The organism is Streptomyces sp. NPDC086989, assembly GCF_044745505.1.
Taxonomy (GTDB): domain Bacteria; phylum Actinomycetota; class Actinomycetes; order Streptomycetales; family Streptomycetaceae; genus Streptomyces.
The window spans coordinates 17,164-39,623 of record NZ_JBIVAL010000031.1 but is presented as its reverse complement, the minus strand read 5'-3'; the positions used below and the strand labels follow the sequence as shown (position 1 = coordinate 39,623).

Annotated in this window: 19 protein-coding genes and 1 pseudogene; 12 read left to right on the top strand and 8 right to left on the bottom strand. The window is 69.8% G+C overall.

All coding sequences use genetic code 11. The features are described from left to right. A pseudogene (locus tag ACIPK4_RS38310) lies at positions 1-89 on the top strand (lytic transglycosylase domain-containing protein); the annotation flags it as partial. A 183-nt stretch (positions 90-272) separates the two neighbouring features. Here the strand turns inward: ACIPK4_RS38310 and ACIPK4_RS38305 are convergent. Continuing rightward, positions 273-1,442, bottom strand: a complete 1,170-nt coding sequence (locus ACIPK4_RS38305) for a steroid 3-ketoacyl-CoA thiolase (protein WP_402322110.1) — start codon at positions 1,440-1,442, stop codon at positions 273-275. 241 nt (positions 1,443-1,683) lie between these two features. Between ACIPK4_RS38305 and ACIPK4_RS38300 the strand changes: the two genes are divergently transcribed. Together ACIPK4_RS38300 and ACIPK4_RS38295 are read left to right on the top strand one after the other, a co-directional pair. Further along, positions 1,684-2,928, top strand: a complete 1,245-nt coding sequence (locus ACIPK4_RS38300) for a cytochrome P450 (protein ID WP_376203978.1) — start codon at positions 1,684-1,686, stop codon at positions 2,926-2,928. 284 nt (positions 2,929-3,212) lie between these two features. Beyond that, positions 3,213-3,596 carry a DUF6193 family natural product biosynthesis protein gene (locus ACIPK4_RS38295; protein WP_159044134.1) on the top strand — a complete coding sequence of 128 codons (384 nt, stop codon included), beginning with the start codon at positions 3,213-3,215 and terminating at the stop codon, positions 3,594-3,596. Positions 3,597-3,736: 140 nt separating this feature from the next. On the opposite strand, the gene ACIPK4_RS38290 is transcribed toward ACIPK4_RS38295, so the two are convergent. Beyond that, positions 3,737-5,749, bottom strand: a complete 2,013-nt coding sequence (locus tag ACIPK4_RS38290; protein WP_402322105.1) for a phosphatase PAP2 family protein — start codon at positions 5,747-5,749, stop codon at positions 3,737-3,739. A gap of 121 nt (positions 5,750-5,870) precedes the next feature. Between ACIPK4_RS38290 and ACIPK4_RS38285 the strand changes: the two genes are divergently transcribed. Beyond that, positions 5,871-6,257, top strand: coding sequence for an antibiotic biosynthesis monooxygenase family protein (locus ACIPK4_RS38285; RefSeq protein ID WP_402322102.1), 387 nt, complete (start codon positions 5,871-5,873; stop codon positions 6,255-6,257). 31 nt (positions 6,258-6,288) lie between these two features. Here ACIPK4_RS38285 and ACIPK4_RS38280 read toward each other — a convergent pair whose 3' ends face one another. After that, positions 6,289-6,684, bottom strand: coding sequence for a nuclear transport factor 2 family protein (locus ACIPK4_RS38280; protein ID WP_054222767.1), 396 nt, complete (start codon positions 6,682-6,684; stop codon positions 6,289-6,291). 106 nt (positions 6,685-6,790) lie between these two features. On the opposite strand from ACIPK4_RS38280, the gene ACIPK4_RS38275 reads away from it, so the two are divergent. Further along, positions 6,791-7,318 (top strand): GNAT family N-acetyltransferase, encoded by a 528-nt coding sequence (locus tag ACIPK4_RS38275; protein WP_402322100.1) that lies wholly within the window; start codon positions 6,791-6,793, stop codon positions 7,316-7,318. 57 nt (positions 7,319-7,375) lie between these two features. Here ACIPK4_RS38275 and ACIPK4_RS38270 read toward each other — a convergent pair whose 3' ends face one another. Further along, positions 7,376-9,442: a DHA2 family efflux MFS transporter permease subunit gene (locus ACIPK4_RS38270; protein ID WP_402322097.1), complete on the bottom strand. Its 2,067-nt coding sequence runs from the start codon at positions 9,440-9,442 to the stop codon at positions 7,376-7,378. A gap of 223 nt (positions 9,443-9,665) precedes the next feature. Between ACIPK4_RS38270 and ACIPK4_RS38265 the strand changes: the two genes are divergently transcribed. Beyond that, complete coding sequence (locus ACIPK4_RS38265; RefSeq protein ID WP_402322094.1) at positions 9,666-10,529, top strand: peptidoglycan-binding protein; 864 nt, start codon at positions 9,666-9,668, stop codon at positions 10,527-10,529. Positions 10,530-10,665: 136 nt separating this feature from the next. After that, entirely contained in the window at positions 10,666-11,361 is a 696-nt protein-coding gene (locus tag ACIPK4_RS38260) for an HAD-IA family hydrolase (protein WP_402322093.1), read from the top strand. A gap of 1,274 nt (positions 11,362-12,635) precedes the next feature. Here ACIPK4_RS38260 and ACIPK4_RS38255 read toward each other — a convergent pair. Beyond that, entirely contained in the window at positions 12,636-13,229 is a 594-nt protein-coding gene (locus tag ACIPK4_RS38255; protein WP_402322090.1) for a TMEM165/GDT1 family protein, read from the bottom strand. Between the two features lie 527 nt (positions 13,230-13,756). Here ACIPK4_RS38255 and ACIPK4_RS38250 point away from each other — a divergent pair. The 4 genes from ACIPK4_RS38250 to ACIPK4_RS38235 all read left to right on the top strand — a co-directional run bounded on the left by ACIPK4_RS38250 (position 13,757) and on the right by ACIPK4_RS38235 (position 17,716). After that, positions 13,757-14,401 (top strand): HNH endonuclease family protein, encoded by a 645-nt coding sequence (locus tag ACIPK4_RS38250; RefSeq protein ID WP_402322117.1) that lies wholly within the window; start codon positions 13,757-13,759, stop codon positions 14,399-14,401. A gap of 120 nt (positions 14,402-14,521) precedes the next feature. Beyond that, the gene (locus ACIPK4_RS38245) at positions 14,522-16,189 is read left to right on the top strand and encodes an alkaline phosphatase D family protein (protein ID WP_402322087.1); all 1,668 of its coding nucleotides are present in this window, start codon (positions 14,522-14,524) and stop codon (positions 16,187-16,189) included. A 183-nt stretch (positions 16,190-16,372) separates the two neighbouring features. Next, complete coding sequence (locus tag ACIPK4_RS38240; RefSeq protein ID WP_402322085.1) at positions 16,373-17,005, top strand: DedA family protein; 633 nt, start codon at positions 16,373-16,375, stop codon at positions 17,003-17,005. Positions 17,006-17,206: 201 nt separating this feature from the next. Further along, entirely contained in the window at positions 17,207-17,716 is a 510-nt protein-coding gene (locus ACIPK4_RS38235; RefSeq protein ID WP_402322082.1) for a hypothetical protein, read from the top strand. Positions 17,717-17,774: 58 nt separating this feature from the next. Here ACIPK4_RS38235 and ACIPK4_RS38230 read toward each other — a convergent pair whose 3' ends face one another. Beyond that, positions 17,775-17,999, bottom strand: a complete 225-nt coding sequence (locus ACIPK4_RS38230; protein ID WP_402322080.1) for a DUF2277 domain-containing protein — start codon at positions 17,997-17,999, stop codon at positions 17,775-17,777. A gap of 15 nt (positions 18,000-18,014) precedes the next feature. Beyond that, a complete protein-coding gene (locus tag ACIPK4_RS38225) occupies positions 18,015-18,635 on the bottom strand; it encodes a hypothetical protein (protein ID WP_402322077.1) in 621 nt (206 codons plus the stop codon). 441 nt (positions 18,636-19,076) lie between these two features. Between ACIPK4_RS38225 and ACIPK4_RS38220 the strand changes: the two genes are divergently transcribed. Continuing rightward, positions 19,077-21,635, top strand: coding sequence for an NB-ARC domain-containing protein (locus tag ACIPK4_RS38220; protein WP_402322074.1), 2,559 nt, complete (start codon positions 19,077-19,079; stop codon positions 21,633-21,635). Between the two features lie 127 nt (positions 21,636-21,762). Here the strand turns inward: ACIPK4_RS38220 and ACIPK4_RS38215 are convergent, their stop codons facing one another. Further along, positions 21,763-22,425, bottom strand: coding sequence for a YdcF family protein (locus ACIPK4_RS38215; protein WP_402322071.1), 663 nt, complete (start codon positions 22,423-22,425; stop codon positions 21,763-21,765). Between the last annotated feature and the right edge of the window lie 35 nt (positions 22,426-22,460).

The window sequence follows — 22,460 nt, the reverse complement described above, 5'->3', positions numbered from 1 at the left end:
AGATCAAGTGGGGCCTGGACTACATGAACTCCCGCTACGGCAGCCCGGTCGGCGCCTGGAACTTCTGGCAGGCCAACCACTGGTACTAAGCCACCAGTGACGGCGGGCGCCCCACAGCGGCACCAGCAGTGCGAAGGCCCCGGTGGCCGGACCTCCCCAGGTCCGGCCACCGGGGCCTTCTGTTTCCCATCCCACAGGGTCTCCACGGCGCCCGGCGCCCACACCACACGCGCGGCACCCACACGCGGGGCGCCGGCCCGCTGCCGCGCCGCCTACAGTCGCTGGATGATCGTGCCGGTCGCCAGCGCACCGCCCGCGCACATGGTGATCAGCGCGAATTCCTTGTCGCGGCGTTCCAGCTCGTGCAGCGCGGTGGTGATCAGCCGGGCTCCGGTCGCGCCGACGGGGTGGCCGATCGCGATGCCCCCGCCGTTGACGTTGACCTTCTCCAGATCCTGTCCGAAGACCTGGGCCCAGCTGAGGACGACGGAGGCGAAGGCCTCGTTGATCTCGACGAGGTCGATGTCCTTGAGGGACATCCCGGCCTTGCCGAGCACGGCCCGCGTCGCGTCGATCGGCCCGTCCAGGTGGTAGTGCGGGTCGGCGCCGACGAGCGTCTGGGCGACGATCCGGGCGCGCGGCTTGAGTTTGAGGGCGCGGGCCATCTTGCGTGAGGCCCACATCACGGCGGCGGCGCCGTCCGATATCTGCGAGGAGTTCCCGGCGGTGTGCACGGCGGTCGGCATGACCGGCTTGAGCCGGGCCAGCGCCTCCATGCTGGTGTCGCGCAGGCCCTCGTCGCGGTCGACCAGGCGCCACATGCCCTGCCCTGCGGCCTGCTCCTCCTCGGTGGTGGGGACCTGCACGGCGAAGGTCTCCCGCTTGAACCGCTCCTCGGCCCATGCGGTGGCGGCCCGCTCCTGGGAGAGCAGCCCGAGCCCGTCGACGTCCTCGCGGGTGAGGCCCCGGTGGCGGGCGATCCGCTCGGCGGCCTCGAACTGGTTGGGGAGGTCGACGTTCCACTCGTCCGGGAAGGGCTTGCCGGGGCCGTGCTTGGACCCGGAGCCGAGCGGGACCCGGCTCATCGCCTCGACGCCGCAGGCGATGCCGATGTCCATGACCCCGCCGGAGATCATGTTGGCGACCATGTGGTTGGCCTGCTGGGAGCTGCCGCACTGGCAGTCCACGGTGGTCGCGGCGGTCTCGTACGGCAGGCCCATGGCGAGCCAGGCGTTGCGTGCCGGGTTCATCGACTGCTCGCCGGCGTGGGTGACGGTTCCGCCGACGATCTGCTCGACGCAGTCGGGCTGGATTCCGGTCCGGGCGAGGAGTTCGCGGTACGTCTCGCCGAGCAGGTAGGCGGGATGGAGGTTGGCGAGCGCGCCCCCGCGCTTGCCGATGGGGGTGCGTACGGCTTCGACGATGACGGGTTCCGCGGCCATGAGCTCGTCCTCTCCTGCACTGTGCCGACGCGGCGGGCCGTCCCGGCGCCCCGCCCGAACTAGTACGCGTTCTAGTTCCACTCGCAGTCTTATGACCCCGGGGCCCGGCACGCAAGGGTCTTGCACGCGGCTTCCACGGATTCCACACGCAACAGTTGACGCGGGGACCCTTGTCACTTCTAGAACTCGTTACTACCTTCAAGCCAACTTCTGATGGGCCGTCAGACTTTGGAGTCGCCCGATGCCCTGTCCCGCGCTGCCCGAAGGCTTCGACGCCACCGATCCCGACCTCCTCCAGGACCGCGTCCCCTTCCCCGAGTTCGCCCAGCTGCGGCAGACGGCGCCCGTGTGGTGGTGCCCCCAGCAGCGCGGCATCACCGGCTTCGACGACGAGGGCTACTGGGTCGTGACTCGGCACGCGGACGTCAAGTACGTCTCCACGCACCCGGAGTTGTTCTCCTCCACCACCAATACGGCGATCATCCGCTTCAACGAGCACATCCAGCGCGAGCAGATAGATGCCCAGCGTCTGATCATGCTGAACATGGACCCGCCGGAGCACACCCGCGTACGCCAGATCGTGCAGCGCGGTTTCACCCCGCGGGCCATCCGCGGCCTGGAGGAGGCCCTGCGCGACCGGGCCCGCAGGATCGTCGCGCAGGCGCTGGCCGTCTCCGCCGACGGCAGCTTCGACTTCGTCACGCAGGTCGCCTGCGAGCTCCCGCTCCAGGCCATCGCCGAACTGATCGGCGTACCGCAGGAGGACCGCCTGCGCATCTTCGACTGGTCGAACAAGATGATCGCGTACGACGACCCCGAGTACGCGATCACCGAGGAGGTCGGCTCCAACGCGGCGATGGAGCTCATCGGCTACGCCATGAACCTGTCCGCCGCCCGCAAGGAGTGCCCGGCCAAGGACATCGTCACGCAGCTGGTCGCCGCCGAGGGCCAGGGCAACCTGGGCTCCGACGAGTTCGGCTTCTTCGTGCTGCTGCTCGCGGTCGCCGGCAACGAGACCACGCGCAACGCCATCAGCCACGGCATGCACGCCTTCCTCACCCACCCCGAGCAGTGGGAGCTGTACAAGGCGACCCGGCCGGCGACGGCCGCCGAGGAGATCGTCCGCTGGGCCACCCCGGTGGTGTCCTTCCAGCGCACCGCCACCCGCGACACCGAGCTCGGCGGGCAGAAGATCAAGGCCGGCGACCGGGTGGGGCTGTTCTACTCCTCCGCCAACCACGACCCCGAGGTCTTCGAGAACCCGGACGTCTTCGACATCACCCGCGACCCGAACCCGCACCTGGGCTTCGGCGGCGGCGGCCCGCACTTCTGCCTCGGCAAGTCCCTGGCCATCATGGAGATCGACCTCATCTTCAACGCGCTGGCCGACTCCCTGCCCGACCTGCGGCTGGCCGGCGAGGAGCCGCGCCGGCTGCGCGCGGCCTGGCTCAACGGCATCAAGGAGCTCCGGGTCAGCCACGGTTGAGCGCGCGTCCGTGGCGTACCGGTTGCACGCGGCGGGTTCCGCGACGGCAGGTTCCACGACCGACGGCAGGTTCCACGACGGCAGGAGCCGGCCCTCCCACGCCCCGGCTCCTGCCGTCCGCGGAACCTGCCGGTCGGCGGCCACCTGGCGCTGCCCAGAGGGCGTGGGTCTCGTGCCGGGGGCGTGCGGGGCGTGCGGCCGAGGCGCATCGAGGGCGCACGTATGCCGGATTGTTTACTTCCGGACCATTGTTCTGTGACCGGTGGGGCCGTCACACTGCGCGGATGAACCTTCACGCTGCCGACACAGACACCGCTCACCGGGTGGATGCCCGCTGGCAGCGGCTGCCCACGACATGGCGCCTGATCGAGGAGCGCGGCGGGGGCGACACGCTCTGCCGCGGTGTCATCGAGCTCATCGAGGCCGCCTCCGCGCAGCCGCAGCTGCGCCGCCTGTACCCGTTCACCCGCCAGTGGACCCTGTGGTTCAGCTCCCGCACCCGTCATCCCTTCGAGGTGGAGGCGCCGGCCGCCGAGCCCACGCCCGACGGCCGCTTCCGGGTGCGCAGCCCCAGCCTGAACACCGTCATCGCCGAGACCGACACCGCCGAGGCCGCCATCGCGCTCGTCGTGGACCGGCTCTGCGAGGGCGGGACGGCGGCCCCGTGATCGCCCCGGGTGGCGCGGGCGTCGTCCCCGGCGGATCCTGACAGGACGCGGCGATCCACCGAAGGGGTGCCGGGACGGACACACGGTCCGCTCCCGGCACCCCTTCGCGTCGATCGGCGCGGCCGTTCGGACGCGCCGGCTCAGGCGCGGCTTGTGGCGGCGCCCACCCGCTCCGGCTCGCGCGGCCGCGGCACGCCCGTCCCGGCCGGCAACGCGCCGCGCGGCCCCGACAGTACGTGGACCAGCCCGAATCCGGCGCCGACGACGGCCGCGCCGCCGACCGCGTCGAGCACCCAGTGGTTGGCGGTGGCGACGATCGCGCACACCGTGATCAGCGGGTGCAGCGCCCCCAGGAGCTTCTGCCAGGCCTTCGGCGCGAGCGTGATGATCACGATCCCGCACCACAGCGACCAGCCGAAGTGCAGGGAGGGCATCGCCGCGTACTGGTTGGAGATCGCGGTCATCGCCCCGTACTGCGGGTTCGCCAGGTCCTGCGGCCCGTGCACCGTGTCGATGAAGCCGAGCGCCGGCATGAGGCGCGGCGGCGCCAGCGGGTACAGCCAGAAGCCGATCAGCGCGAGGACGGTGGCCAGGCCCAGGGAGGCGCGGGCCCAGCGGTAGTCGCCCGGCCTGCGCCAGTACAGGACCGCCAGGATCGTCAGCGGCACCACGAAGTGGAACGACGAGTAGTAGAAGTTGAAGAACTCCTCCAGCCAGGGCGTGTTCACCACGGCGTGGTTGACGGCGTGCTCGATGTCGATGCCCAGCGCCCGTTCGACGGCGTGGATCCGGCTCCCGTTGCCCTCGGCGAGGCTGCGGCTGCTGGGCGCGGCGGCCCTGATGTGCGAGTACAGCGAGTACCCGACCCGTATCAGCAGCAGTTCCAGCAGCAGATTGGGGCGCGACAGCACGCGCCGCCACAGCGGCAGCAGCGGCACCCGCGACCACCGGGCGGCGGCCGGGCGTCCGTACTCCGTCGGGACGGGCTCGCGCCAGCGGGGCGAGGAGCGCGGCAGGAACGGCACCGCGCAGGCCGCCGCCAGCGCGGCGAGCAGCAGCACGTTGTCCCGTACGGGGGCCAGTGCGGCCAGGTTGGGCAGCAGTACGTCGCTGGGCAGCGTCATGGCGAGCACCACGGCCACCGGCCACACGGGCCGGTCAGCCGCCCGCTTGCCCACCTTGCCGGCCACCGCGAGCAGCACCCACAGGAGCTGGTGGCGCCACCCGGTCGGCGCCACGGCGACGGCCACGCAGCCGGTGACCGCGACGGCCAGCAGCAGTTGGCCGTCGCGGGCGTAGCGGACCGCGCGGCGCAGGCCCACCCAGGCGACCGCGGCGGCGAGGGCCGCGTACAGCAGGATCTCGGCGGGCCCGCTCAGGCCGAGCCGCAGCAGCGCGCCGTGCACGGACTGGTTGGCGAGGCTGTCGGGGGCGCCGCCGAGGCCGGTCCCGGCGAGGTGGTCGACCCAGTAGGCGCGGGAGTCGCGGGGCAGCGCCGCCCAGGACAGGGCGGTGGCCCCGGCGAAGGTCGCGGCGGCGGTCTTGGCGGTGGGGCGGCGGCCGGTGAGCCACAGCAGCGGTGCGAAGAGCAGCAGGGCGGGCTGGAGCGCCGCGGCGAGTCCGACGAGGAAGCCGGCCGGACGCTCGCCGGACACCCGGAACAGGGCCAGCAGGACCAGCAGCACGGGCAGGACGGCGGTCTGGCCCGGCGAGGCGGCCGCGCGGACGGGCAGCGACACCATCATCAGGCCGACCAGCACGGGCGCGGCGAGCAGTGCGGTGCGCCGCGGCACGGGGTCGGGCAGTGCCCGCGCGGCGACCAGTCCGACGGCGGCGACGACCAGCAGCGTCACGCAGGTCCAGACCACTTCCAGCGAGGGCGCCGCGAGAGCGAGGAACGGCTTGAGGACCAGCCCGGCGAAGGGGGTGGCGGTGAACTGGCCGCCGTCGTACAGCGAGCCGGGGAAGCTGCTGGGGAGCCGGAACTCGCCGAGCCACTCGCCCGGTGGCACGCGCAGCACGGCGGCGGCCTGCCTGACGGCGAGGATCCCGGCCACTGCCCACAGGAGGAGGCGCGCCGCCCCCAGTCTGCCGCTACCGCCTATGACCCCGGCATGTCCGTTCGCCCCGCTGTGCTCCGCCGCGTCAGCCACGCCTCGCCGGCCTCCCACCCTGTCGACCGCAACCTTGACTTCGCCTGGCTGCCGCGTTTCATGCACCGCTCCATTACCTGGGGACGACGATATCCCCCGCGGCATCCCTAGGATGGCGTGCATGAGCATCGTGAAGATCAACGCGCTGACCGTGCCCGCCGAGCAGCGGGAGGTCCTGGAGCAGCGGTTCGCCTCGCGGGCGGGCACCGTGGAGGGTTCGGACGGGTTCGAGTGGTTCGAGCTGCTCCGTCCCGTCGAGGGGACGGACCAGTACCTGGTGTACACGCGGTGGCGGTCGGAGGAGGACTTCCAGGCGTGGATGGAGGGGCCCATGAAGGCCGCGCACCAGGGCGGCGGTGCGGGTGGCGGCGCGGGCGCCGGTGGGGGCTCGGGCGCGGGCTCGAACGCGGGCTCGGGCTCCGGTGAGCGGCCGAAGCCGGCGGCCTCGGGGTCGACGGTGTGGTCGTTCGAGGTCGTTCAGCAGGCGGCGCCCAAGCCGCAGGGCTGAGCGGGGCCCCGCAGCGGCGGGGAGGCCGGCCTCAGCCCCAGAAGGCGTCCTCCTCGTCGATGTCCTGCGTGCACTCGTCGATGTCGGTGATCTTCCCGCCGACGATCGTGAAGAACAGGCCTCCCTGGATCTCGATCCCGTGGTCGCCGCGGTCGCCGCGCGCGGTGTGGAAGGACATGACGTGGCCGCGGCCGTCGACGAGCACCGCGTGCAGGTCGACCTGGTAGGTGCCGTTCGTCTCCTCGCCGAGCCGGCGGTAGAGGTCGAGGACGGCTTCGCGGCCCTTGTGGTGGCCGGAGAGGGGATTGCTGCCGGGCACGTGGTGGATGACGTCCGCCGTCATCAGCGAGCCTAGCGTCTCCATGTCACCCTTGCCGAAGGCCTCGTAGCCGCGGCGGATCAGGGCAGCGTCAGGGTGCTCGGACATGGCGTCTCACGCCCTCCATCTGAGTGAAATGCGTCTTTTCCTATCATCGGCCCGTACCTGTGGATATTCCACGCGGCGAGATCCTCACGGACTCCACAATGACGCCATGAACACCGACGCCATGAACACCATCGACAGCACCACCCCCGCGGCGGGCAACTGGGCCGTCGCCGCCGAGCACTTCGCCACCCCCGACGCCACCGCGCTGCGCCGTGCGTACTACGCGGAGGTCGCCGGCCGGTACTGGAAACGACCCGTCACCGAGGCCGAGATCGACGAGGGCCTGCGGGACGACCCGGCCGACGGACTCGTCCCGCCGACGGGCCAGTTCATGGTCGGCCGACTCGACGGAACGCCACGGGCCTGCGGCGGCATACGCCTGCTCGACCCCGTCACCGCCGAGCTCACCAGGGTGTACGTGGACCCGCGCGCCCGCGGCACCGGCGGCGGGGCGGCGCTGCTGGCGGCCCTGGAGGCCGAGGCCCGCGCGCTGGGCGCCGGGCGGGTCCGGCTCGACACCCGGTCGGACCTGGTGGAGGCCCGGGCGCTGTACGCGCGGCAGGGGTATCAGGAGATACCGGCCTATAAAACAGGCCCGTACGCGGAGCACTGGTTCGAGAAGGTCCTGGGCTGAGGGCGCCCTGGCCTTTACGGCGGACTGGCCTGAGGGCTGCGCGTGCGGCGCCGGGGGTCAGTGCGCGGCGTGGTCGCGGCGGGCCGCGGTGTCGTAGGGCTCCTCGGCGTCGGATCCGCACAGTTCCGTGTTGATCTCCTTGACCAGTTCGACCAGGTCGGTCGGCCGGTCCGGGCCCCACCAGTCGCCGAGCAGTGCGGCGAGCGAGTCCTCGCGGGCCTCGGCCAGTTTCCCGGCGGCCTCCCGGCCGCTCGGCGTCATGACCAGGGGCAGCCCGTCCCGTTCGGCCAGGCCGCGTTCCTCGAGCTGGCGGGCGGCCTCCGTGATCACCTTCAACGGCACGGTGGTCCGTTCCGCGAGCATTGCGGGCTCGGCGGATCCGTACTTGTTGATCCGCAGCAGCAGCCAGCTCGCCGCGGGCAGCAGGTCGAAGCCGGCCCTGTCGGTGATCTTCTCGTAGACGTGGCGGCGGCCCTCGCGGGTCCCGAGGACCGTCAGCGCACGGGCGACCTCGTCGCGGGAGGAGCGGTGGACGGGGTTGGAGGCGAGGGTCTCGGTGACGTCGGGGGCCGTGACCGATCCGCGCAGGACGTCCTCCTTGAGGAACCAGGCGATGACGAAGGCGATGAGGACGACGGGCACGGCGTAGAGGAACACGTCGGTGATGGAGGAGGCGTACGCGTCGAGCACGCGGGGGCGCAGCGCGGCGGGCAGCCGTCCGATGGCCCGGGGGTCGGCCTCCACCAGCGCGGCCGAACCGGGCGGCACCGGCAGTCCGGCGAACGCGGTGGCGAGCTTGTCGTCGAGGCGGTTGGTGAAGACCGTACCGAAGATCGCGACGCCGAAGGAGGCGCCGATGGAGCGGAAGAAGGTGGCGCCCGAGGTGGCCACGCCGAGGTCGGCGTAACTGACGGCGTTCTGTACGACCAGCACCAGCACCTGCATGACCAGGCCCAGTCCGGTGCCGAAGACGAAGAAGTAGATGCTCATCTCCCAGGTGCCGCTGGTGCGTTCCAGCTGGTGCAGCAGGAGCAGCCCGATCGCGGTCACGGCCGTGCCCGCGATCGGGAAGACCTTCCACCGTCCGGTGCGGCTGACGATCTGGCCGGAGGCGGTGGAGGCGATCAGCATGCCGAGCACCATCGGCAGCATGTGGACGCCGGACATGGTGGGCGAGACGCCCTGGACCACTTGGAGGAAGGTCGGCAGGTAGACCATCGCGCCGAACATCGCGAACCCGACGACAAAGCTGATCACCGAGCAGAGGGTGAAGGTGCGGATCTTGAACAGTCCCAGCGGCAGGACGGGTTCGACGGCCCGCCGCTCCACGAGGAGGAAACCGGCGAGCAGCACGGCGCCGACGACGGCGAGGCCGATGATCCGGGCCGAGCCCCAGCCCCAGGTGCCGCCGAGGGAGGCCACGAGAACGAGGCAGGTGGCGACGCAGGCGATGAGGAACGTGCCGAGGTAGTCGATGGTGTGCCTCGAGCGCCGCCTGGGAATGTGCAGGACCGCGGCGATGACGACGAGCGCGACGAGACCGATGGGGAGGTTGATGTAGAAGACCCAGCGCCAGGACAGGTTGTCGACGAACAGGCCGCCCAGCAGCGGTCCGAGGACGCTGGTCGCGCCGAAGACGGCACCGAAGAGGCCTTGGTACTTGCCGCGCTCACGGGGCGGGACGATGTCGCCGACGATCGCCATCGACAGCACGATCAGTCCGCCGCCACCCAGGCCCTGCAGGGCGCGGAAGCCGATGAGCTGCGGCATGTCCTGGGCGAGCCCGCACAGCGCCGATCCGATGAGGAAGAGCACGATGGCGCTCTGGAACAGCTTCTTGCGTCCGTACTGGTCGCCGAGTTTGCCCCACAGGGGTGTGGCGGCGGTGGAGGCCAGCATGTATGCGGTGACGACCCAGGACAGGTGCGCCATCCCGCCGAGCTCGCTGACGATCGTCGGCAGGGCGGTGGAGACGATCGTCTGGTCGAGGGCGGCGATCAGCAGGCCGAGCAGCAGGGCGCCGATGGAGACGAGGACCTGGCGGGTGGCGTGCTCGGCGGTGGGGCCGGCCTGGCGCGGGTCGGGAACGGGGTTCACGGCGTCCGCGGTCACATCCTGAGCCATCCGTTCCTCCTCGGGCCGGATCAACATGTCCATCCTGAGCGGTGTGGCCGGATATGGCCTCTCGGGCGGGTTGGGCAGGCACCTGCGGGTCTGCATAATCGCTGGCAATGGCCAGGGAGGGATTCCAGTGAGCGCTGAGCGCTGTCCAGAATGCGGCGCCGTGGGCGTCGACTGCGGGTGCGTACAGGGGGTCGGTTTCGAGCCACTGCGCATCCGTCCGTACGTGACGCTTCCCGACCCGCGCCAGTCCGACGGCCTTGCGCCGCTGCCCCCGCAGCCGGTGCGGGGCGTGATGGCGGGCCCCTCGGACGCGTACGCCCACCCGGGCGGCACACCGCCCGAAGACGGCACTCCGGCGTCCGGCATACCCGTGGCCTGGCCGGACGCCCCACCGCAGGCGCTCTGGCCTGCCGAGACGGTCCAGCTCCGGGCCGCCGCGCCGCCCACCGGCGGCAACCACGAAACCGGGGGCGGGGGGAGGGGAGGGGGCGGGGGCCCCGTGAAGCGGTCCGGCCCGTCCCGCCGACGCCGGCTCCCGACGGTCCTGGCCGGTGCCGGGACGGTGGTCGCGGTCGGCACCGCGGCTCTGGCGCTGGGGCTGCTCCAGCGCTCCGGTGAGAGCGACACCGTCCTGCTGGACGCCAAGCCTTCGGCGCCCGCCGTGAGCATGGCCCCGGCCGGTCCGACGCAGCCGTCGTCGACGGGCAGCCCGTCCCGGTCGGCCTCCGCCTCGGCTTCGGCGTCGCCGAGTCCCTCGAAGTCGGCGTCCCCGTCCGCCTCGCCCAGCGCCTCGCGCAGCTCGGCGGCCCCGTCCGCCACCCCGTCGGCGAGCCCGAGCCGCACGCCGAGCGTCCAGGCACCGCCGCCCCCGCAGGCGCCGACGCTGCGGTACGGGGATTCGGGTGCGGAGGTGGAGAAGATGCAGCGGCTCCTGGCGGGGCGGGGCCTGTACCGGGGAAAGATCAACGGCAGGTTCGACGACCGTACGGAGAACGCGGTCTCGGAGTTCCAGTGGCGCAACAACATCGACGAGGACTGGGGCGTCTACGGCCCGCGGACCCGGCAGGCGCTGGAGGGCGGACGCTGACCGCACCCCGATCGCACCCGGAGTGGCGCGAACCGTCCCCGGTTTTGTATCGTGGTGGAACAAAGTGGTTCCGCCCGCACTCCCTGACCGGTGGGCGGAACCGCTTGTTCTCTTTTCCCGCGTCTGGAGCACCCCCATGCCGGCCAGCACCACCACCGCGCCCGTCGTCCTGACCGCCAAGGCCCTGCTCCTGGACATGGACGGCACCATCGTCAATTCCGACGCGGTGGTCGAGCGCTGCTGGCGCGACTGGGCGGTCTCCCACGGGCTGGATCCGCAGGAGGCCCTGAAAGTGGTCCACGGCCGACAGGGCTACGCCACGATGGCCGTCCTCCTGCCGGAACGTCCGATGGAGCTCAATCACGCCGAGAACGCCGTGATGCTCGCCCGTGAGACCGCCGACACCGACGGCGTCGTCCCGGTCGGCGGAGCCACTGAGTTCATGGCGGCGATCGAGGGCCTCCCGCACGCCCTGGTCACCTCCGCCGACGCCGCCCTGGCCACGGCCCGGATGACCGCCGCGGACCTTCCCATGCCCGCAGTACGGGTCACTGCCGAGTCCGTAGCGGCCAGCAAGCCCGACCCGGAGGGCTTCCTCAAGGGCGCCGCCGCACTGGGCGTGGACCCCGCCGACTGCATCGTCTTCGAGGACTCGGCGGCAGGCATCGCCGCGGGCCGGGCGGCGGGCATGCGCGTGATCGGCATAGGCCCCCGCGCCGCCGCCCACGCCCCGACGACCCACACCCCGGACCTGACGTCGGTCCAGGTCACGGCCGCGCAGGACGGGTGGATCCGGGTGACGGTGACGCCGGCGGTGACGCCGGCGGGTTGAGGGGCCCGAGGGGGCTGCCTGAGGTCGAGGGGCGGGGACAGGCGGGACAGGGCCGGAAGGGTAGGGCGGGAGCCAAGGGGCGGGGTGTGGGTGGGGCGGTGTCGGGGTGGGTCCGGGGGCGTCCCGTCAGTCCACTGTCCTTCCGTGCCGTGCCGGCCCGTCAAGGGCGCTCCTCCTTCGTCGTCGCGTCGCTTCGCGATGGCCTGCGGCCACCCTTGACTGCCCGTCCCGTCCCGGAAAGACAAAGACTGTCGGGAAGCCCCCGAAGGATGGCCGGGGGGCACGTGTCCAGGGGCGGCCCCATCACAGATCCGGGACAGGGGTCCCCGTCCATCCGCAGCCGGCCCACCGGGACCGGCCAGTCAGACGACGATGGGGCGCAGCCCGCACCTGGCAGCGTCCAGAAGCCCATCAGGGTCGGAGTGGGCCCGAGGGCGCCCCAGATCGCTACGCGCTTCTCCCGGCATAGCGTCCGCCGGCCGTCTGGGGCCGGTCATAAGCCGCCCACGACCAGTGCCAACTGACCAAGCACGCGACAGCGGGTCATTTGTCCCTTTCATCCGGCACTTCGGGAGCGTGAGGCGGCTTGCTGGAGTGGGAGGTTGGAAGATCCGGCATCAGACTCCCTCTCGGCCGTTTTTCACCACAGACAGACCGCAGACGCCCTAAAAGGTCGCAAATATCCCATGTTCGGGCGGCCTATGAACGGCCACGGACGGCCGGTGGGCGCTGAGCCGGGAGAAGCGCGTAGCGATCTGAGGCGTCCACCGGCCCAGGGCTACCGGGATGGGGTGCTGGTCGCTGCCTGGTGCGGGTTGACCCTGCCGGGGTCCCGAAAGGGCTTTTATGGGCTCGCATGGGGGCCGTGCCCGCCATTACGGGCTGGCTGGCCGGTCCCGGTGAGCCGGCTCCGGAGGGACGGGGACCCCTGTCCCGGATCTGTGATGGGGCCGCCCCTGGACATGAACCCCCCGGCCATCCTTCGGGGGCTTCCCGGCAGTCTGTTGTCTTTCCGGGACGGGACGGGCGGTCAAGGGTGGAGCGCAGCGACATCGCGAAGCGACGCGACGACGAAGGAGGAGCGCCCTTGACGGGCCGGCACGGCACGGAAGGACAGTGGACTGACGGGACGCCCCCGAACCCACCCCGACACCGCCCCACCCACACCCCGCCCCTCGGCTCCGGCCCCACCCCACCGACCCCGCCCCACCCGGATCCCGCCCCGTGGCTCCCGCCCCGCGCTTGCAACCCCGTCCCGCCCGTCCCCCCCGCCGTCAGCCCGCGATCGCCTCGTACAGCGAGAACGCGGCCAGTGCCGCCATCACACCTGCCGCGACCTTCGTGATCAGGCGCAGCGGCACGTACTTCATCAGGGTCTTGCCGCCCAGGATTCCGATGCCCGCGACCGCCCAGAGGGCGAGGACGGCGCCGATGCCGACCGAGACGGGGTTGTCGTACCGTGCGGCGAGGTTTGCGGTCATGATCTGGGTCAGGTCACCGAATTCGGCCACCAGGATCAGCATGAATCCGGCCCCGGAGACCTTCCAGAAGGACTGGTCGGCAGGTGCCTTGACCTCCTCGTCGTCGTCGCTCTTCTTCAGGAGCAGCATGGCTGCGCCCGCGAGGAAGAGGAGGCCGACGACGGCCTGGACGAGCCGGTGCGGGAGGAGGGTGAGCACGCTGCCTGCGGCGATGGCGAGTGCGACGTGTACGGCGAAGGCGGCGGCGACGCCGGCGAAGACGTACGAGGCGCGGTAGCGGGTGCCCAGCATCAGGCCGGCGAGGGCGGTCTTGTCGGGGAGTTCGGCGAGGAAGACGACGCCGAACGCGATCGCCGTGACGGTGATGCTGAAGGTGCTGCTGAACACGGGGGAGGGACCTCAATCGGACGGGCAGGACGCCATCGGTACCGAGAGACCTGGGGTGTTTCAGGGGTCGCTTCGGCTCGGCGGCGCCCTGGACTGGAAACAGGACACTGCGGCCGAAGGTCTCGCTGGCCGGCCGCGGTGTGCGGCCTGCCTCCGGGCGCCGGCTGGGGTGACCCAGCAGTGTGTCGACGGTCCGGCGAAGAGCTACTCCCCTTCTGCACTCCCCAGGGTACGCGACGGCCGGGTCGGCTCGAAATAGGCCTTTGGTCCCGTCGCGGGACCGGCTCGTGCACACCGTGATGCCGGGGTCTTCACATCCCGTCCTGCGGCTACACCTCCGCCCTCCATTCGGATTTACAACCTCCGTTTAATTCAGGGAAGTTGGGGTCGCCCGTCTGACGTGCTCATGTCGCAATCCTGTAACCTTGCGCCCGCCGCCACGCAATCTGGCGCCGCCACCATGGCCGCGCCCCTCCGGGGCCGACCGGCCACATCCCCCCACATCCAGGGAGCCCCTCATGCCCCCCATACCCGCTGTCTACGCGCGTCGAATTGGCGTGATCGCGTCAGCTGCTGCGTTCGCCGCCCTCACCTCCCTCGTGAACGCGCCCCTCGCCCAGGCGTCCCCGCCCGCCCCCATCAGCGCCGCGGCCGCCCGCTCGTACCTCGCCACGGTCACACCGAAGACCGAGGGCTCGCTCAGCGGCTACAGTCGCAGCCTCTTCCCGCACTGGATCACCGTCTCCGGCAGCTGCAACACGCGCGAGACCGTCCTGAAGCGCGACGGCGTGGGCGTCGCCACCGACTCCTCCTGCGCCGCCGTGAGCGGCAGCTGGTACTCCGAGTACGACGGCGCCACCTGGACCAACGCGGCCGACCTCGACATCGACCACGTCGTACCGCTCGCCGAGGCCTGGCGCTCCGGGGCCGCCTCCTGGACCACCGCCAAGCGCCAGCAGTTCGCCAACGACCTCACCCGCCCGCAGCTCATCGCGGTCACCGACAACGTCAACCAGGCCAAGGGCGACCAGGACCCGGGCAAGTGGCTGCCGTCACGGACCGCCTACCGCTGCACGTACGCCCGGATGTGGGTCGACGTGAAGCAGTACTGGGGGCTGAGCATGGACTCCGGCGAGAAGACGGCCCTGGTCAACATCCTCAACGGCTGCTGACCGACCGGTCACGCTCCGGTCACGCCGCCGTTCACCCGGCCTCTCCCCCGCCAGGGGGAGGCCACGCTCCCCCTCCCCGTCGTACCGTGATCCAAGGGGCGATGGAGGAGGGGGAGTTGCATGGCCGGATTGCGTCTGGGGCCACTGCTTCGCTATGTCGACTGGGACACGGGCGGTTCGGCCACGATATGGGTCGAGGCCGACCGGCCGTGTACGGCCGAAGTGCGGTGCGCCGACGGAGCCGGCGGCAGCGTGCGCACCTTCCAGGTCGCCGGACACCACTACGCGCTGATACCGGTGACCGGCCTGGCGCCGGGGAGCACCACGGCGTACGAGGTGCTGCTCGACGGCGTGTGCGTGTGGCCCTTGGCGGACTCGGCGTTCCCGGCGAGCACGATCAGCACGCCTGCGGTCGCGGTGGCCGGGCGGGCCGCCCCGGCGCTGCGGCTGACGTTCGGGTCGTGCCGGCAGGCTGCGCCGCCGGCCGGCCGGCACGGGCCGCACGGGCCTGATGCGCTCGATACGCTGGCGGCGCGGCTGGCCGCCGATCCGGAGGAGGCGCGGCCGGATGTGCTGCTCCTGCTGGGCGACCAGGTGTACGCGGACCAGCTGTCGCGGGAGACCAGGCGGTGGATCGCGGCCCGGCGGGACCTGCGGGAGGCACCCGGGGCGCAGGTCGCGGACTACGAGGAGTACACGCGGCTGTACTACGAATCGTGGCTCGACCCGGAGATCCGCTGGCTGCTGTCGACGGTCCCCAGCCTGCAGATGTTCGACGACCACGACGTCGTGGACGACTGGAACACCAGCGCGGCGTGGCTGGCGGAGATGCGGGCGACGCCGTGGTGGCAGGAGCGGGTGCTGAGCGGGCTGATGTCGTACTGGGTGTACCAGCACCTGGGGAATCTCTCGCCGGCCGAGCTCGCGGCCGATGCGGTGTACGCGGCCGTGCGGGAGAGCCCGGACGGCACGGATGCGTTGAGGGCGTTCGCCGCCGGGGCGGATGCCGATCCGGGGTCGGTGCGCTGGAGCTACCGGCGCGACTTCGGGCGCGTGCGGCTGCTGATGGTGGACACGCGGGCGGCGCGGGTGCTGGCCGAGGACGGGCGGGCGATGCTCGATCCGGCGGAGCAGCAGTGGCTCCGCGACAATGCCTTGGCCGGGCACGGGGGTTATGACCATCTTCTGATCGGGTCGTCCCTGCCGTGGCTGATGCCGCCGTTGATCCATGACGCGGAGGTGTGGGATGCGGCGCTGTGCCGGGGGGAGCGGGGGCCTCGGTGGGCGCGGATCGGTGAGGATCTGCGGCGGCGCAGCGATCTGGAGCACTGGGCGGCGTTCCCTGCCTCGTTCGCGGCGTTGAGCGATCTGATCGAGGAGGTGGGGACGGGTCCGCGGGCTCCGGCGACGGTCTGCGTGCTGTCGGGGGACGTGCATCACGCGTATGTGGCCGAGCCTCGAATACCCAGTACGGCGCGGGTGTTCCAGCTGACGTGCTCGCCGGTGCACAACTCGATCCATGCGGTGGTGAAGTGGGGTTTCCGGCTGGGGTGGTCGCGTACGGGGCGGTGGCTGGGGCGCGGGTTCTCGCGGCACGGGCGGACGGGCCGGCCGCCGTTGAGCTGGCGGCGTACGGGTGGGCCGTGGTTCGGGAACCAGCTGATGACGCTGGCGTTGGCGGGCCGGTCTGCCCGGCTTCGGCTGGACCAGGCGCGCCGCGGGCGCAAGGGGGAGCCGGCTGCCGGGTGGGTGACGGTGCTGGACCGGGAGCTGACGGCGGATCGATGACGGCGAATTGACGGAGCGCAACGGCGGTCCGGGCTGACACACTGTGGGCCCGGGAAGCCCCGGGCATACGGTGGACCGACGCCAGGCGTACGCTGTATGGCTGTCAAGCCGCCCCTGCCGCTCCCCCGCGACGTCGCGGCGCTTCTACGCCGAAGCACGTCAATCGGACTGGGGAGTCCCGCCTTGTTTGAGACGCTGGGGTCGCTGACGGCGAGCCCGTGGATCTATGTCGTGGTGGCGGTGTCCGTCGTGCTCGACGTGTTCTTGCCGGTGCTGCCGAGCGGGGTTCTGGTGATCACTGCGGCGGCGGCCGCGGCGGCTGCGGGTGCGGCGGGTCCGGTGGGGGTTCCCGCTCAGGTGCCCGACATTCTGGCGCTGCTGGTCATCGCCGCGACGTCGTCGGTGCTGGGTGACATGGCCGCGTTCCGGCTGGCTCGGCGGGGCGGGGCCCGGCTCGACCGCGCGATCGCCCGGTCCCGTCGGCTGACCCGTGCCCATGATCGCCTGGGCACGGCGCTGGCCCGCGGGGGTGGCGCCCTGGTGGTGATCGCCCGCTTCGCCCCGGCCGGCCGCTCGGTGGTGTCCCTGGGGGCGGGCAAGACCCACCGCAAGGTCATGGAGTTCCTGCCCTGGTCGGTCCTGGCGGGCATGGCGTGGGCGGGGTACAGCGTGGCCCTGGGGTATTTCGGCACGCAGTGGCTGGGCGCGGCCTGGCTCGGCACGGCGGTCTCGGTGGTCGCCCTGTTCGCGGCGGGGGCCCTGGCGGCCTTCGTCATCCGCCGGCCGGTCCCGACGGCGGCCGCCTCGGCGGCCTAGGCGGCCCTGCCCGCGCGTCCGGGCCGGGGGCCGGACCACGTGTCCCGTTCCCCCGGGCGGAGCAGTGGCTCACCCGTTCACCCGGCCCCGATCGCCGCCCCGGGCCGGGGCTCCTAGCGTCCTCAGCACGGCGTGGAACCGAATCCGCGTCACATCCGTGCCCTGGCCGCGCCGTTCCGAGGAGCCCGAGGAGTTCTCTCCATGCCCGCCACGCCGCTCGCCCAGCCGTCGAAGCGCCGCCTCCTGGGAAGGGTCGCGGCCGCGACCCTCGTCCTCGTCGCGGCCGCTCCCGTGACCGTCGCCCATGCCGCTTCGCCCTCGGCCGGCGTCTCCCCGACCGCCGTTGCTCCCGGCGGGCGGGTCAGCCTGAACCTCACCGGCTGCGGGACGAAGACCGGCCTGGCCTCGTCGACCGCCTTCGGCGAGGTGCGGCTGACCCCCGGCAACCTCGAGGCCACCAGCCTCGTCGGCGGCGCCTCCGTGTACGGCAACGCCACCGCGGGGGTGTACACGGTCAGCTTCGAGTGCGGGGGCTCCGGCGGCCAGCGCGTCACCGTCTCCCTCCAGGTCTCCCCCGGCGGGGCGCGCGGCGGCCTGGGCGGGAGCGTCGGGACGGCGAGCCCCGGCCTGATCGCGCTGGGCGGCACCCTGGCTGCGGGTGCGCTCGGCACCGGCGTCTGGATCCTGCGCCGCCGCTCCCGTACGGCCTGACCCGCTGCCTGAGGGCTGCCCCGTAGTCCCCGGTGGATCGGCGCTTACGGGACAGCCCTCAGGCGGTGGCGGTCGCGCCTCTGACCTGCAGTCCGTCCAGCAGGTCCCGCGTCGCCTCGGCGATCGCGTCCACGGCGGCGTCGAAGACCTCCTGGTTGTGCGCGGCGGGCGCCCGGAACCCGGACACCTTGCGTACGTACTGCAGGGCGGCGGCGCGGATCTCCTCCTCGGTGGCCTTGGCGGGGATGGCGGGCGGGCGCAGGGTCTTGATGGAACGGCACATACCCCCACTATGGCGCTACCGGGGCAGCTCGGCCCCGGACAGTTTCATGATCAAGCCTGCTTGGAGCCGCGCCCGCAGCTCGGGGTCCGTGACCTCGTCGAGCAGCTCGACGGCCCGTTGCATGGCGGCGGCCGCCCTCCGGTCTTCGCGCAGGGAGGTGGTCTGGGCGGCCATGTGCCGCAGTGCGATGTCGGCCCGCCGGTGGAACAGCTGCCCGACGAGGGTGACGACGAGCCCCACCGAGCTGGTCACCACACCGAGGTACAGGTCCCCGGTGCTTTCGGCCTTCCACACGGCGAGCGCCACTCCGAGGAGCAGGATCGCGGAGCCCGCGCCGGCGAAGCGCTGGCTGGTGGCGAAGCTGCTGCGTGCCTGCGTCAGCCCGTACGCGTAGTACTCCACCAGCACGGACGTGAACTCGGCGTCGCCATGCCCCTCGCGCCCGGGTTGCGTCCGCCCGACGTCGGCGTACTTGGGATCCGCCGCGCCCGGCGCGGCCTCCGCCACCTGGGCGAGCAACCGGGCCCTCTCGGCGTCCCGCCGCTGCTCGAAGCTGCGGCTCTCCCTCCCCCAGCCGGCCACGACCACGGCCGCCAGCACCACCGCCACCCCGCCCGCTGCAAGCCACTCCCCCATCCCCGCCCCATCCCCCACCCAACCCCGGCCAAACCCCGGCCGGCCCGGCTGCCGTCGGGCGAAGACGCCGAAGGCCCCCAACCGTGATCGGTTGGGGGCCTTCGTGCTGGTGGGCGTGGACGGTTTCGAACCGCCGACATCTGCTTTGTAAGCTCGTCTGGTTTGCCCAGAACCCCAAGATCTGAGGGTCAGCACCCGCCAAGGTCAGCCCACCACATCTGTGGAGAGCCTTCCACGTATGACGACGTTGCCGTCACCTGCTGCCGTCACGTTAGCGTGCGGCAAGCGGGCCCCGCGCCCGAGGCTCTTGTGGGGGCTGTAACCACCGGCGAGGGCGAGCGGCCCCCACATCTTCGACAAAGCAGCTCCCCCAGCGGCCGAGCCCAGATACGATTAAAGTGGGTTACTGCACTAGCCTGTAAGGCGCTGCCAGGGGGTCGCATGAGTTCCACCGCCACGCGTTTGACGTCCTTCGCACTGATCGCGGCAATCGAAGAAGATCTCAGAAATTCGATTCTGTCTGCTGTAGACGAAAGCGATGACGCCCTCGAATTGCTTAAGGCGGAAAGGTACGAAAAGACACAGCAACGGCGGTCGCGAGACGTTCCGAGCTCTGCGCCCCCCACAGTGTCCTCGCTGGTCACCTATCTAGACTTCGCGGATTCCTATGAAGTGTTGAAGGGGCTCAAAAGTCGCCTCCCCGATGAACTTCAACAGTCATTGACCCTCTTCGCCCCCTTTTTGGGCAGGATCACCCAGATCCGCAATCGCGTGGCCCATACCCGTCCGATGGAAATTGACGACTTGGCCACGGTGCACGACGTCGCCAAAGACATCTGCGCGGAATCACGAGGCAGCTGGCCGGTCGTTTGCGAGACCCTCCAGCGCCTGGAGCAAGATCCGGCATACGTGCTCGGCTTGACGATTAGTCTGGTATCAGATCCCGATGAGGCGCCGCTACACAACCTCCCAGCTCCCGAGTTTGACGAAACCGGTTTCTTCGGACGCCGTAAAGAAGTAGATCGAATCAAGAAAGCAATTAAGGGAGCCTACCCAGTCGTTTCAATCCTTGGCGATGGCGGCATCGGGAAGACTTCAGTCGCCCTAAAGGCAGCCTACGAGCTACTAGACGACCCAAATAACAAATTCGATGCGCTGGTATGGGTTACCGCCAAGGCCACCATTCTGACAGTCAATGAGATTCAGCGCATCAGCGGGGCGATCGAAAGCTCTCTGGGCCTATTCGCCTCCGCCGCGGAACAACTCGGGGGAGAGCGCGCCGGGAAGTCAGACGACCCGATTGACGAGGTTCTGTCCTATCTGGAACATTTTCGAGTTCTCTTGATCCTGGACAATTTGGAAACTGTCCTGGATCAACGCCTACGCGAGTTTCTGCTAGACCTCCCCATGGGCAGCAAAGTCATCATCACCAGTCGGATTGGCCTTGGAATTGAGAATCCAGTGTCATTGGACCCTCTGTCAGACGACGACTCCGCCCGACTACTACGAGCGGTAGCCCGTGTGCGTGGCGTAAAGGCGCTCCAAGGGCTTCCGGCACCAGCTGTTAACCAGATGGTCAAGTCCATGAAAGGCCATCCCGCCTATATTCGTTGGTTCGTCGCAGGTGTCCAGGCCGGAAAGCGCCCCGAAGAGCTTCTACATAACAACGACCTCGTTCTCGACTTCTGCATGTCGAACGTCTATGAGTACCTATCGGGTGAGGCAAAATCTGTTCTACGCTCCATGCAGGTGCTGCCAGGCCGGCGCAGTCAAGCAGAATTGGCATTCTTCAACGATTACTCCGCCAATGCGATTCAGTCCAGCCTGCTTGAACTAATGACAACCAACTTCGTGCAGATGCAGGGTGCCTCTGCTGGCCACACCTCCGAGACGACGTATGAACTTACGGACTTCGGTAAGCAGTATCTCGATAAGCGACACACGGTGAAGTCTCTTGAGCGACAGTTGTTCGAGAACCGGAGTAAGCAACTAACGGCCTTGGGAGTCACGCTCCAAGCTGAGAGCACCGCCTCCCCATACGAACCCAACACAATTGATATCCGAGGCTCAGGAGACTTTAGCGTCGCCCGCCTGTTGCGTGAAGCCCTGCGCTATTACGAGCGCGGGCAGTTCGACTCAGCGTTGCTGAGTTGTCGTGAAGGTCAGCGACTGGCGCCCGGATACCATGAGTCCTGGCGGATCGAGGCGTTCGTCCAAACCGCGCGGAGGGATACCCTCTCTGCCCGAGCAGCATACGAGCGCGCCCACGAACTGGAGCCAAACTCGGCAACCCTGAATTATCTGTATGGCGCGTTCCTCGTGGACGAGGGAATGGATCTCGACCTCGGCCTCAACTTGCTACAGAAGGCCGCGCATGCAGATCAGGTTCCTCCCGCCGTCATCATTCAAATCGTGTGGGCGCATATCCAACTACAGGACTACGAGTCTGCGATCGCAAGCGCGTCGCACGCTCTCACCCTCAGGCCGACCAACGCAGACGGTTCCGTGGCGCTGGTTATGGGCCTTCGGGCAGCATTTTATGCCGCTGAAAGAAGTCTGGAAAACTCCCAAGTCGGCAAGGCTGTTGAAAGTCTGGAAGCAGCCGTAGAACTTGCAGAGAACGGCAATATAGAGATGCTTGTCGGTGAGTCCTCGGACCGCCTTGTGCAGCTTAGCGAACTCAGCGCCGACCTCAGCGAAAAAATCGACGAAGAATACATGGCATCCAGCTGCGAAAACTTCACGATGCGCCTAAAGGATCGAATCCGTTCGATCGATCCAAATTTGCTCAACAGGCGAGTTGGGACGCTCAAAAACCTGATCCAAGATCGGGCGTTCGGCTTTACTCACTCTTGGGGTAGGGACTACTTTTTCCATCTGTACGATTTCCAGAATGAGGAAGAGTGGAGCTACCTGACTCCGGGGTGTTACATCGCCTTCACCCCCGATGAGGCAAACATTCGCGGCCCAAAGGCAATCGACCTGCGCTGGCTGGGCTAAGTGCCTTATAGATGACTGCACCAGAGGGGCCCGTGACGGGGCGCCTACGGAAGTTCATACAGGGCGCAGCATTAAAGAAACAAAGCAACGCTTGCCTGTTGTAATGAACCTCGGCCTCTCGGGCTACTCACCTGGAGTCCGGAGGGCACGCAAGGCGGCTTGTGAAGCCCTGCCGAGTCAGACGCTCGTAGGCAGCCAAGGCTTGGTCAGGCACCGGGAGCGCCACCATGAAGCCCTGTTCGGGGTAGAGCAAGAGGCGCTGGAGGGCGCCAACCAGCATGTCAATGACCAGGCGAGAGTCGCCGATTGAGTCAACGTACTGGCGGAACGTCATGGGGGTAGAAGCGCTGACGATCTCGACCTCGGGCCACAGTTTTCGGGCCGTAGCGTACGCGCGGCGCTCCTCGTACGGCTTGCTGACCAAGAGGACGGACTCAACCTCGACGCGCCGCTCCTTCAGGAGTGCCTTGGTGAAGCCCACGTTCTCGCCAGTGTTCGTCGCACGCGGCTCTACGAGGACGGCGGCCGGCGGGACGCCTAGTTCGAGGGCGCGTTCGCGGTAGTGGACTGCCTCGCCACGGGACACGCGGGTTTGCGTCGTGCGGCTGGTGGCGCCTGTGAAGACGATCAGGGGCGCCATGCCCCGTCGATAGAGGTCGACCGTCGTGTCCGCGACGCCGAGGTCGTGGCTGCCCAGCCCCACGACCACGGAGCATGGGCGGGGTTCGTGATGCATCTGGTGGAAATCCCAGATGATCTCGGCGTCCGCCCATGCGCGCTCAGAGACCACCGCTACTTCTCCTCGTGTGCCGAGTCAGGAACCTT

Coding starts and splice junctions, on each gene's coding strand:
- ACIPK4_RS38305 (WP_402322110.1), bottom strand. CDS start 1,442: ATGGCCGCGGAACCCGTCATCGTCGAAGCCGTACGCACCCCCATCGGC.
- ACIPK4_RS38300 (WP_376203978.1), top strand. CDS start 1,684: ATGCCCTGTCCCGCGCTGCCCGAAGGCTTCGACGCCACCGATCCCGAC.
- ACIPK4_RS38295 (WP_159044134.1), top strand. CDS start 3,213: ATGAACCTTCACGCTGCCGACACAGACACCGCTCACCGGGTGGATGCC.
- ACIPK4_RS38285 (WP_402322102.1), top strand. CDS start 5,871: ATGAGCATCGTGAAGATCAACGCGCTGACCGTGCCCGCCGAGCAGCGG.
- ACIPK4_RS38280 (WP_054222767.1), bottom strand. CDS start 6,684: ATGTCCGAGCACCCTGACGCTGCCCTGATCCGCCGCGGCTACGAGGCC.
- ACIPK4_RS38275 (WP_402322100.1), top strand. CDS start 6,791: ATGAACACCGACGCCATGAACACCATCGACAGCACCACCCCCGCGGCG.
- ACIPK4_RS38270 (WP_402322097.1), bottom strand. CDS start 9,442: ATGGCTCAGGATGTGACCGCGGACGCCGTGAACCCCGTTCCCGACCCG.
- ACIPK4_RS38260 (WP_402322093.1), top strand. CDS start 10,666: ATGCCGGCCAGCACCACCACCGCGCCCGTCGTCCTGACCGCCAAGGCC.
- ACIPK4_RS38245 (WP_402322087.1), top strand. CDS start 14,522: ATGGCCGGATTGCGTCTGGGGCCACTGCTTCGCTATGTCGACTGGGAC.
- ACIPK4_RS38235 (WP_402322082.1), top strand. CDS start 17,207: ATGCCCGCCACGCCGCTCGCCCAGCCGTCGAAGCGCCGCCTCCTGGGA.
- ACIPK4_RS38230 (WP_402322080.1), bottom strand. CDS start 17,999: ATGTGCCGTTCCATCAAGACCCTGCGCCCGCCCGCCATCCCCGCCAAG.
- ACIPK4_RS38225 (WP_402322077.1), bottom strand. CDS start 18,635: ATGGGGGAGTGGCTTGCAGCGGGCGGGGTGGCGGTGGTGCTGGCGGCC.
- ACIPK4_RS38220 (WP_402322074.1), top strand. CDS start 19,077: ATGAGTTCCACCGCCACGCGTTTGACGTCCTTCGCACTGATCGCGGCA.